At 42.5% G+C, this 10,975-nt stretch carries 9 protein-coding genes; 2 read left to right on the top strand and 7 right to left on the bottom strand.

Annotated features, from left to right (window positions below):
* Positions 1-1,038 (top strand): OmpA family protein (locus Q1V93_RS01530; RefSeq protein ID WP_300660523.1); only part of this gene is annotated, 1,038 nt, incomplete at its 5' end.
* Between the two features lie 266 nt (positions 1,039-1,304).
* Positions 1,305-1,769, top strand: a complete 465-nt coding sequence (locus Q1V93_RS01525) for a hypothetical protein (protein ID WP_300660520.1) — start codon at positions 1,305-1,307, stop codon at positions 1,767-1,769.
* Positions 1,770-1,904: 135 nt separating this feature from the next.
* Here the strand turns inward: Q1V93_RS01525 and uvrA are convergent, their stop codons facing one another.
* The 7 genes from uvrA to Q1V93_RS01490 all read right to left on the bottom strand — a co-directional run.
* Entirely contained in the window at positions 1,905-4,751 is a 2,847-nt protein-coding gene (gene uvrA / locus Q1V93_RS01520; RefSeq protein WP_300660517.1) for an excinuclease ABC subunit UvrA, read from the bottom strand.
* Between the two features lie 26 nt (positions 4,752-4,777).
* Positions 4,778-5,707, bottom strand: coding sequence for a lytic transglycosylase domain-containing protein (locus Q1V93_RS01515; protein WP_300660514.1), 930 nt, complete (start codon positions 5,705-5,707; stop codon positions 4,778-4,780).
* Between the two features lie 36 nt (positions 5,708-5,743).
* Positions 5,744-6,808, bottom strand: a complete 1,065-nt coding sequence (locus Q1V93_RS01510) for an MraY family glycosyltransferase (protein WP_300660510.1) — start codon at positions 6,806-6,808, stop codon at positions 5,744-5,746.
* Between the two features lie 5 nt (positions 6,809-6,813).
* On the bottom strand, positions 6,814-7,362 hold the full coding sequence (rfbC, locus tag Q1V93_RS01505) for a dTDP-4-dehydrorhamnose 3,5-epimerase (RefSeq protein ID WP_300660507.1): 549 nt from the start codon (positions 7,360-7,362) through the stop codon (positions 6,814-6,816).
* 4 nt (positions 7,363-7,366) lie between these two features.
* Complete coding sequence (locus tag Q1V93_RS01500) at positions 7,367-9,667, bottom strand: tyrosine-protein kinase (protein ID WP_300660504.1); 2,301 nt, start codon at positions 9,665-9,667, stop codon at positions 7,367-7,369.
* Between the two features lie 55 nt (positions 9,668-9,722).
* Complete coding sequence (locus Q1V93_RS01495; RefSeq protein WP_300660501.1) at positions 9,723-10,493, bottom strand: polysaccharide biosynthesis/export family protein; 771 nt, start codon at positions 10,491-10,493, stop codon at positions 9,723-9,725.
* On the bottom strand, positions 10,483-10,975 hold a 493-nt coding region (locus tag Q1V93_RS01490; RefSeq protein ID WP_300660499.1), incomplete at its 5' end, for a glycosyltransferase. The genes Q1V93_RS01495 and Q1V93_RS01490, both read right to left, overlap by 11 nt.

The raw sequence follows: 10,975 nt of genomic DNA, 5'->3' as shown, positions 1-10,975 counted from the left end.
GCGAAATCCGGAATGTTTTCATCAAACCGGTCAGGCGGAAAAGGAAACGATGATTTGTACATGTTTTCGATGGATAAACCCTTTTCATTTGCAAGAACGATTAAAATCAACGTCAAAGACGAGAAAGGAAACAAACTGAGCGGCGTTGCAGTCAAACTGAAAGATGAAAAAGGAAAAGACCTGGGAACGTTTACTTCCGATGAAAATGCAGAAGTGGTTTACGAAACGCCGGAAATCGGGAAGTTTCAATTTGATGGCGCGAAGAAGGATTACTTTGAATCGACGGGAACACTTGCCATCGGCGATGATTCACCGGAAGTATTAACGACTGATCTGGTGCTGGAAAAAGACCCCGGATTCATGTTGCTGATCAAAGTATTGGATAAAAAATCCAGTGCGGTGTTAGACAGCGTGAAAGTAACGCTGATCAATAACATGACCGGAAAAGAGGAAGTGTTTTATACAAACAAAGATGGCCTTATCAAACGTCCGATTTACGACAAGAAGCTGAACGACCGCGTTTCATACAATATCCGGATGGAGAAAAAAGGGTATTTGCCGAAAGGAACGACATACAACAAAGAGTTGACCGTTCCGGGATTGTATGATGTTTCGAAAGATTTGAATTTGTCTATTGAAAAAATGGAAGTCGGAACGGATCTGGCAAAGGCAATTGACCTGAAACCGATCTATTTTGACCTGGCGAAATTCAATATCCGCCCTGATGCGGCAATTGAATTGGATAAGATCGTTGCAATTATGAATGAATTCCCGACAATGGTCGTTGAGTTGGGTTCTCACACGGATTGTAGAGGAACAGCAGCTAAAAACCTGGAACTTTCTCAGAAAAGAGCAGATGCTTCGGCCGAATACATCAAATCAAGAATCAAAGATCCGTGGCGTATTTCCGGAAAAGGATACGGAGAAACAAAAATATTAAATGGTTGTACCTGTGAAGGACCGAAAAAACAACCGAAATACACGGAAGAACAGCATGCTGTGAACCGCAGAACAGAATTCCTGGTGGTGAAGATTTAAACTTCACACATACAAGAAGCGTCCGTCAGTTGATGGGCGCTTTTTTGTTTTCAAGGACCTTAAAACAGAAAAGATTAAACTCGCAGAGTAAAACATTTGAAGATTTTAGAAGTAAAGGAGAAATCAGTGTGGTTTGGAAGACGCTGAAATTCAGGCAAGAATCGTTTCTGGGTTTTTGCATTCAGCAAACGGGACTGTTTCATTGCGTGATTGCTTAACCGTCTATTCAGGCAGGACGATTATCTTTGCGTCAAAAACAAATCACCATGAACAAAACAATTGCATTGGCAATCGTTGCAACGGTTAGTTGCACCACATTTGTTTCGGCACAGAACGATGTTCCTGCCGGAAAAGAACGTATCAGTCTTGCCCCGATCGAAATCAACGCAACGATGATTGTCCCGAAAGGAGTGAAAGCCATCGAGCAAACTTACAGCTATTACATTTCCGGTGAGAATTTTGTGATCTCTGTAGAGCCGGCGTATGACATGACGCTCGAAATATTAAAAGCAAATATCGCTGCAGATCCGGATAAAAAGCTTCTTTCTACAAAAGCACATTCAGTGATATACATGGAAAAGATGATGGGGAGAGAATTGATCCATTTCGAATCCTATATTGAGATCGAGGGAAAACTTTACCGTTTCTACGACAAACGTGTTGGGCCACTTACGCTTGAGCAGGTAACACCGTTGTGTGAAGCGGTTGAAACGATTCAGCCTGGAAAATAATAAACAAGAAGGGACACGATACATTGAAAATGTAGCAGACTCTTCAACGTGAGAAAACTATTGTGCTCTATGTGTTTTATGTGGTTCAGAACAAACCACAAAGATACATAGAGCACATAGAATGTTATGAGACCATTATTTTTTGAGTTCTTTTCTCAGTTTTTCCATATGATCCATTTCCATTTTCAGGTATTTGGCTGTATGAGAAATATCGGTATATTTTTTAATAATTTCTTCCGGAGTTCCCGTACAAACGATATTTCCTCCACCGCGGCCTCCTTCCGGTCCCACATCGATGATGTGATCCGCCACTTTGACAATGTCCAGGTTGTGTTCAATCACCAAAACAGTATTTCCTTCATCCACCAAACGCTGTAAAACAGCAATCAACAGGCGAATATCTTCAAAATGAAGTCCGGTACTTGGCTCATCCAAAATGTAAATCGTACTTCCTGTTCCGCGCTTGGTTAATTCGCCTGCAAGTTTAATCCGTTGAGCTTCTCCACCACTTACAGTTGTGGAAGGCTGCCCCAATTTGATGTAACCCAAACCAACCGAATTCAAGGTTTCCAGGACGCGGTGAATTTTCGGAATACTTTCAAAGAAAACAACCGCATCCTCAATAGTCATTTCCAACACGTCGTTGATGGATTTCCCTTTGAAACGAACCTCCAGTGTTTCGCGGTTGTAGCGTTTTCCATTGCAGGTTTCACATTCCACATACACATCTGGAAGGAAATTCATTTCGATCACTTTTAAACCGCCGCCGCCGCAGGTGTCACAACGACCTCCCGCTACGTTGAATGAGAACCTTCCGGCTTTGTATCCGCGGATCTGGGATTCAGGAAGTGCTGCAAACAACGAACGAATCTCCGTGAATACATTCGTGTATGTTGCCGGATTACTTCGTGGTGTACGACCGATCGGGCTTTGATCAATTTCGATCACTTTATCCAGCAGTTCCAATCCTTCAATCTTCTTGTAAGGCATTGGTTTTTTCACGCCGTTGTAAATATGTGCATTCAGAATCGGGTAGAGCGTGTGGTTGATCAAGGTTGATTTTCCACTTCCGGAAACCCCCGTTACACAAGTCAAAGTTCCCAAAGGAATCGTCAGATCCACATTCTTCAGGTTATTTCCGCTTGCGCCTTTTAGAACCAGTTTTTTTCCGTTTCCTTTCCGGCGTTTTTTCGGAATTTCAATTTCCAGTTCGCCTCTTAAATATTTGGTCGTGATCGAATCATTCGAAATGAGTTCGTTGAACGGTGCTGCATTCACGATTTCTCCACCGTGGACTCCCGCTCCCGGACCGATGTCTACCACAAAATCTGCAGCTTCCATCATTTCACGGTCGTGTTCCACCACAATCACCGAATTTCCGGTATCACGCAATCTTTTCAGGGAATTGATCAAACGGGTATTGTCGCGCTGATGCAAACCGATACTCGGTTCATCCAGGATGTAAAGTACGTTCATCAGTTCGGAACCGATTTGTGTAGCCAAACGGATCCGTTGTGCCTCTCCGCCGGATAAACTGCGCGCAGAGCGATGCAAGGTCAAATATTCCAATCCGACTTCCAGGATGAAACGAACGCGTGCACGGATTTCTTTCAGAATTTCTGTTCCGATCACCTGTTGTTCCTTATTCAACGAATCTTCAATATTTTCAAGCCAAAGAGCCAACTCCTGGATATCCAGAGTGGCAACTTCTCCAAGTGTTTTTCCGCTTACTTTGAAATGCAGCGCTTCTTTTTTCAAGCGTGCGCCATGGCATTCCGGACAGGTAATTTTATTCATGAAACTCTGAGCCCAGCGCTGAATTCCGGCTGTACTTTCCTCGGCATGTCTTGCCATGAAGTTTCCAAGTCCTTCGAATTGAATACTGGCATCTTTTCCGCTTTGTTCCAAACCTTCGTTTCCGTTCAGAATCACGTGGATCAACTCATCCGGCAAATCTGCAATCGGAGTATTGATGGTATAACCTTCCTGTTGCAGAAAAGCTTCGATACGTTCAAAAAACCAGTTTCGTTTGTATTCCCCGATTGGAGCCAAACCGCCTTTTTTGATACTCAATTTCGGATCGGGAATTACTTTATCACGGTCAATTTCGGAAATTTCACCTAAACCAACACACGTTGGGCAAGCTCCGTAAGGTGAGTTGAATGAAAATAAATTCGGTTCCGGTTCCGGGTACGAAATCCCACTTGTCGGACACATGAGTAAACGGGAAAAATGCCGTACGTGATTGCTGTCGAATTCCTGGATCATCATGCTTTTACCACCGTGCTTCATGGCTGTCGTAATCGCGTCGTACAGTCGTTTGCGATCATCTGCCTTCACCTGAATCCGGTCAATGACGATTTCAATGTCGTGAATTTTGTAGCGATCGAGGCGCATGCCTTTTTCGATTTCCTGGATTTCACCGTCGATCCGAACTTTTGAGTAGCCCATTTTGGCAATTTGCTCGAAAAGTTCCCGGTAATGTCCTTTTCTTCCTTTAATCTTGGGAGCAAGAATCAGTACTTTCTTTCCGTCGAATTGTTCAATGATCAGATCGGTAATCTGGTCGTCGGAATATTTCACCATTTGTTCGCCCGTTTCATACGAATAAGCCGTACCGATCCGTGCATAAAGCAAACGCATGAAATCGTAGATTTCGGTAATGGTTCCGACGGTTGATCGCGGGCTTCGCGAAACCGTTTTTTGTTCGATGGAAATTACCGGGCTCAAACCATTGATTTTATCCACATCCGGTCGTTCCATTCCGCCTAAAAACTGGCGGGCATAAGACGAAAATGTTTCGATGTATCTTCGCTGTCCTTCTGCAAAGATCGTGTCGAAAGCCAACGAGGATTTTCCGCTTCCGCTCAAGCCAGTAAACACAACCAGTTTGTCGCGGGGAATTTCCAGGTGGATATCCTTTAAATTGTGTTCTCTGGCTCCGTAAATGTCAATTGTTTTGTTTTGTTCGTCAAGACTCATGTCAGAAATGTGTAATCTTAAAAATGTTATTTGTAAGCGCCGTAAGGTTTCAGGTTTTCGGATGCTGCGGGCAAAATAAGCGTAAACTTTCTTCCGCCTTTGATAGTCAGTTTCGTTGTTTTTAACCAGGGGTTTAATTTACGAAGAATTTTGATGTTAAAGCCCTGATCATTTGCCCAATCTGCTAAATTGGGAATAGATTCTTCCACCACGATCTTTTGGATGTGGAAAGGCTCATACAATTCCATTTTGGAGGGATAAAAACCATAGGCTTCCGGATTCTCGTAGATCAGTTTGGTGGCAAGAAGGCGAAAAACATAACGCCCGGTTTCACTGTTTTGGTAAGTGTCGAAATAATGTTCGGTTCCCTGCCATTTCATATCTTCCAGCACGCCGCCAACTCCGCGGTTGTATGAAGCAGTTGTCATCACCCAATCATTCAAAGTGGCTTGTGCATCTTTCAAATAGTTACATGCAGCGTGTGTACTTTTTTCAATATTCAATCGCTCGTCGATCTCGGGAGTCATTTCCAGGTCGTACAATTTGGCTGTTGCAGGCATAAATTGCCAGAAACCTTGTGCTCCGACCGGAGAAATAGCCTGTTGTAAATTACTTTCAATAATGGCCAGGTACTTGAAATCATCCGGAACACCTTCCTCTTTCAAAATGCGCTCGATTTCCGGTAGATAACGGTTTGCACGTTTCAAACATCCGACCCACGCACTTTGATAATACGCAGTCATCAATACTTCGCGATCCAGCCGTTCGCGCAAATCTTCGTCCTGAAGATTGATGGTCATTCCGGCAAATTCCATGCTTTGAGGAAGATCCGGGAAAACAACGGCAGTGGAAGTAACAGCTTCTTTTTTGCCTTCGGTTTTTGCCGATTGCTGCTGTTTATGGCCTTCGCAGGAAGCAAGCGCAACCAATAAAATGAATGGAAGTAATTTGTTCATGTAATGCATCGTTTGAGCATTACAAAATTAAGGAATCTACTTCTTGTGAATAAGCGTATTACGGTATAAAACAAAAAATACTGCAAAAAAGTAGGCTGTCAGGAAAAATGAAATCCACGGATTGCCCCATTTGGCGAAAATGACAGACAAAATAGTCACCAGCATTGCCATGAGCCCGATGCATAAAAAGACGATCCAGACTTGCTTGTCATTGAGCCCGGCATATACCAAATGATGCGTTGTGTGGTCTTTTCCGCCGACCATTGGGGATTTTCCTTTCCGCAAACGATTGATCACCACTGTCAGCGTATCTGCAATTGCCGGAGTAAATGCGATCAGCGTGACTGCGCCTCCTGTCAAAGGATTCAAATGAACCGTTTTTCCGACACTCCACAATTCGTGAATGGAAAAGAATGCCACGAACAGCCCGATAAACTGACTTCCGGCATCTCCCATAAACAATTTGGAGGGATGAATGTTGTAAACTAAAAATCCGATAATCGCACCGATTTGAATCAGCATGGTTAACGTCCAGATATTCGTATTCCAGTCAAACAGGATAATATTGGTCGCAAGACAGGAAAGGAGAATGAACAGGGAAGTGGTCCCCGTAATTCCATCCATATTGTCGAGCATATTCAATGAGTTCATGATTCCAACTACCCAGATAATCGTCAGGGCGATATTGATCCACGGAATTTGCGTGATTTCTATGACATTATGCGTGATTACCAGAATAACTCCGCATAAAATCTGAACAAACAATTTCATGAAGGGTTTGGTATTGTAGGCATCATCTGCCAGACCCATGATAAAGGAAATCGTTCCTGCTGTGAGCAAGCCTACGAATTGCCTGTTCTGAAACAGGTTTTCGGTATTGAAAATAATGGAATAGGCAATGGTTCCGAAAAAGAAGGCAACGAAAAACCCGATTCCTCCCAAAGAAGGTTTGGACTCGTTCGCCCAGCGGACGGTTACGTCATTTTTATTCCGGATTCCGAGACTTTGCGAGAATCTTAAAAGCAATCCATTGGAAACATAGCTCATGATAATTCCTACGATCGTGAACCCAAGACAAGCTAAAATTATTTCATACGACATAAGAACTATACGAATGGAGAATTAAAATCTGCCAGAAGTTGCCCCAGTTTGTCTTTGGCAGACAAAACAGGTTCTTCTACGGTCCATTGAATGTTTAACGCAGGGTCGTTCCAAAGGATGCTTCCTTCGCTGGAAGGATTGTACCAATTGGTGCATTTATATTGAAAAATCGTGTTGTCTTCCAGGGTCACAAAACCGTGAGCAAAACCTTCAGGAATATAAGCCTGCAGCTTGTTTTCTTCACTGAGCACAAAAGAAACATGCTGTCCGTAAGTCGGAGAGTTTTTACGAATGTCCAAAGCCACATCCAGAACGCTTCCTTTGACTACACGAACCAGTTTTCCCTGCGCATGCGGAGGAGCCTGAAAATGTAATCCGCGAAGAACTCCTTTCGAGGACTTGGATTCATTATCCTGAACGAACCGAACCTCGGACCCAACGAATTCATTAAATTTTTGCTGATGAAATGATTCGAAAAAATATCCGCGGTCATCACCAAACAAAGTCGGTTTTATTAATATCACATCAGCAAGAGCCGTACGTTCAAAATTCATCTAATTACTTTTTTTTCTTCTTCTTATCCTCTTCATCATAATAGTCATATCCATAGCCGTAACCATATCCATAACCATATTTTCCTTTGTATGCTTTTGTTCCGTTCAGGATAATGTTCAAATGACTGATCTGATTCATATCAAACAATTCACGAACCCTGCCGGCAAAAATGCGTTTCGAATAGTGTGCTTTAAAAATATAGATTGGAACATCCGCTTTTGCGAGAATCTGAACTCCGTCTGTCACCAAACCAACCGGCGGATTATCAATGATCACAATGTCGTAAGTTGCTTTCAGCGTTTCCAGAATCTCCAGGAAGGAATCACTTAAGATCAGTTCCGAAGGATTCGGCGGAATCGGTCCGGCACTGATAAAATCGAGGTTTTCAATTTCGGATTTACGGATGCATTCTTCCAGGGTAACTTGTTTTACAATCAGGTTACTGATTCCTTTTTCATTGGAAACATTTAAACCTAAATGGACTTTCGGTTTGCGCAAATCCAGGTCGATCACGATTGTACGTTTACCCGATAGGGCAATGATTCCGGCAAGATTTAAAGCCACGAAGGTTTTTCCTTCTCCCGAAATGGATGAAGAAATGGCAATGACACGAACATCTGAATTGACAAAACTCAGGTTCGTACGAATATTCCGCATGGATTCCGCCAGAATGGATTTCGGCGAGTTATGCACCAATAGTTGACTGTATTCCGTGCTTTCCTTTAAAAGAGGAATGTTCCCCAAAACAGTTACTTTGTCCGGTAAAAGATGCTTTAAATCGTCGATGGTATTGATTTCGTTGAACGTCACGTATTTGAAGAACAGAAATGCAAACCCGGATACAAAACCGATAAAAATAAACCCGGCATAAACCAGTTTCCGATTCGGGCTCACCGGCGTGAAATTCAAGGATGCTTCGTTCAATACGCGGTTGTTGGACGTGTATCCGGCATTCGAAATCGAATACATGATTTTCTTTTCCGTGAGTAGTGTATAGTATTTTTCATTCAGATCCTGCAACGATTTCAGACGGTTGTATTCCATCTTTTTCTGAGGCATTTTCAGGTATTCACCTTCCACCATTCCGATCTTTCCTTTGATCACTTTTGCCTGCTCCAGAATTCGTTCCTGGATCACTTCCACACTTCTCCTGATTGATTGGATTTTCGACTGAATCCGTAGATTCAGATTTTTCAATTCGGAATTATTCTCCGTCACATTGGTGAGCAGCTCTTCTTTTCTTTCGAGAAGCAGGTTTAAATCGGTAATTTGTTTGGTAAGAGATAATTCGAAACTTTTCCCGAGCATTTCAGGAATCAGACGGTAAATATCCAATCGGTTCGGTTCGGATCTCAGCCTGGAATTAACGGTTTTCAAGGTTGCCAGTTCATTTTCCAGTTCAAACAGCAAATCCTGGTATTTGTCAATATCCTGCGTGAGATTTCCCCCTTCGTTTTCAGGATCGTTGAGATGGCTTTTCCGTTGGAAATCCGTTAAGCTATCCTTGGAATCTTTTAACTCGCCCGAAATGGAATCCAATTGTATCTGGATGAAGCTTAAAATGTTATCTGCACTTTTACGCTTGGCTTCTTCGTCGTAATTGAAGAATGTTTTAGCAACGGATTGAACAATGTCTCTGCACAACTCCGGATTATTTCCGTTGTATCTCAGCTCGATCGTTTTAGCATTCGCGTCCACCGGGTTTACCTGCAAATTTGCAATTAAACGGGATGCCAGCGTTTTTTGATTGTTAAAGGTGAAATACAATTCGTTGGACTCATCGTCCTGTTTTAAAACATTCCAGTTCTGAACTTTAAACCCGATTTCAAAATGTTTTGTTTTGATGGATTTATTTACCCCCGATTTAACGGAGTAATTTTTATCATTGAGCGTATAGGATAATTTAACCTGGCGATTGCCCGTTGTTTCAATCCAGATCGGAACATCGCAAAGCGAACTGTCACTTAAACTATAGGGTAAAATGGTGAAGCTGCTTTGATGGTATTTTTCCTCCGTCAGGATTTTCCCTTTGGAAAACAGGGAGACGTTCATATTCATTTTGGCGATTGCCATTTCGAATAATAACTGGGAACGGAGCAATTCGATTTCAGTGGAAATGTCGGCCCGCTTATTCACATTGTCGATTTCAAGCAGCTCTTTTCCCTGGTCTTTTTCTGCCAATTGAATCAGCATACTGGAATCATAAACAGGTTTCGTATAACGCAGATAGAAAAAGGCAATGCTCATGAAAAACAAAATCAACAGCAATACCCACCACCAGTAGCGGCGAAGAATTACACTCACAATAATGGGATTGTAATCTTTGTTTATAAATATGGTTGAATTTGAATTATTCACGCTACTTCAGTGTTGAAAATACGGTAATGATGACTAATGCACTTGAAACCAACGAAACGATCGGAGCAACAATCTTCAATGTTTCCTGCCCCACCTGTTCTTTCGGTTCAATATAAATATAGTCGTTTGCCTGAATAATCATGTCTGCGTATTCAAGACCTTCAATTCTGGATAAATCGACCACGTACATGGTTCTGACATTGTTGACAACACGCATGATTTTTACTTTGCTCGCTTTTCCCCTGTCGGCAATTCCGCCGGCAAGCGCAATGGCTTCCATCAGTGTTGTATTGTTGTTTTGAAGCGGGATCACTTTGGCTGCACTTCCGTTTCCGGGAAATACGATTACGCGTTGATTGGTCAGTTTTACCTGCACAAAAGGTTTGTTGTAGCCGTTTTTTGCTTCGAATTGTTTGGCCAGTGTATCTTCACATTCCTTCACTGTCAGACCGGAAACTTTTGTTGCACCCAGAATCGGCAAATCAGCGGTTCCGTCCGGTCTCACCACGTATTCGATCTCTGCTTTTGCAATCGCGTCTTTATTCATTCCGGCCATTTCATTCACAATGCGTTCTCCTTCATTGGTATAAAGCATAAAGGTGAATTTGTCGTCCCTGGAAATTTTATATTCGGAAACGGGCTTCAAAGGAATGCTGTCTTTTACTTCTTTCACTCCTTTCGGGGTTCTGAACATCAGGTTACTGTTAATCCCGCAGGATTGTAACAGAAACAAAGCCGTAAGTAAAGAAAATAGTAAGCCTTTATTTCGCATTTTTTCCAATCTTTTCAATTAATTCCGCGTAATAATTCTCCATGTTTTTCACCAACGTGGTGTAATGGAATTTATCTCTTACGAAGTTCCAGCCATTTTGTGACATTTTTGTGCGAATTTCTTCATTTTCAATTAAAAATTGAAGTCTTTCACTGAATGCAGCACGATCTTTTTTCGGAACAACGTAACCCGTTTCTCCTTCACTTAGAATATCTCTTACTCCGCCCACATCCGTTGAAATTACAGGAACTCCGCTTGCCTGGGCTTCGATCAGACTAACGGGCGTGCCTTCATTATCCGAGCTCAGACAAATAATGTCCATTCCGGCATTAAAAGTGGCAATATCTTTTATCCAGCTGGTCAGTTCGATCTGAAGATTATAGGCAGCTTTCAACGCTTCAACCCGTTTTTCGATCGCTTCCCGTTCCTGTCCGTCGCCAACAATAAAGTAACGGGCCTTTACTCCGTTTTTTGCCACTGCT

The organism is Fluviicola sp. (assembly GCF_030151805.1).
Taxonomy (GTDB): domain Bacteria; phylum Bacteroidota; class Bacteroidia; order Flavobacteriales_D; family Crocinitomicaceae; genus Fluviicola.
Note: the sequence above shows the minus strand (reverse complement) of the source record. Positions and strands in the feature narration are given on the sequence as shown.

Bases quoted from the DNA above. Each gene is read 5' to 3' on its own strand.
- Q1V93_RS01525 (WP_300660520.1), top strand. From the start codon at position 1,305: ATGAACAAAACAATTGCATTGGCAATCGTTGCAACGGTTAGTTGCACC.
- uvrA (WP_300660517.1), bottom strand. From the start codon at position 4,751: ATGAGTCTTGACGAACAAAACAAAACAATTGACATTTACGGAGCCAGA.
- Q1V93_RS01515 (WP_300660514.1), bottom strand. From the start codon at position 5,707: ATGAACAAATTACTTCCATTCATTTTATTGGTTGCGCTTGCTTCCTGC.
- Q1V93_RS01510 (WP_300660510.1), bottom strand. From the start codon at position 6,808: ATGTCGTATGAAATAATTTTAGCTTGTCTTGGGTTCACGATCGTAGGA.
- rfbC (WP_300660507.1), bottom strand. From the start codon at position 7,362: ATGAATTTTGAACGTACGGCTCTTGCTGATGTGATATTAATAAAACCG.
- Q1V93_RS01495 (WP_300660501.1), bottom strand. From the start codon at position 10,493: ATGCGAAATAAAGGCTTACTATTTTCTTTACTTACGGCTTTGTTTCTG.